1 rRNA gene is annotated in these 320 nt (G+C 55.3%); it reads left to right on the top strand.

The window, feature by feature from the left end:
* Positions 1–320 (top strand): 23S ribosomal RNA (locus tag QP978_RS10790); the annotation flags it as partial.

The following is a 320-nucleotide window of genomic DNA, read 5'->3' on the forward strand; positions in this document are numbered from 1 at the left end:
ACCCATGGCCAGTGTGAAGCAGAGGTAAGACTCTGTGGAGGCGCGAACCCACTTAGGTTGAAAACTGAGGGGATGAGTTGTGGGTAGGGGTGAAAGGCCAATCAAACTCCGTGATAGCTGGTTCTCCCCGAAATGCATTTAGGTGCAGCGTCGTGTGTTTCCTCCTGGAGGTAGAGCTACTGGTTGGTTTAGCGGGACTATCATCTTAGCGACATCAGCCAAACTCCGAATGCCGGTGAGGTGAGAGCACGGCAGTGAGACTGCGGGGGATAAGCTTCGTAGTCGAGAGGGAAACAGCCCAGATCGCCGGCTAAGGCCCC

It is taken from the genome of Corynebacterium sp. MSK035, from assembly GCF_030232615.1.
Lineage (GTDB): Bacteria > Actinomycetota > Actinomycetes > Mycobacteriales > Mycobacteriaceae > Corynebacterium > Corynebacterium jeikeium_D.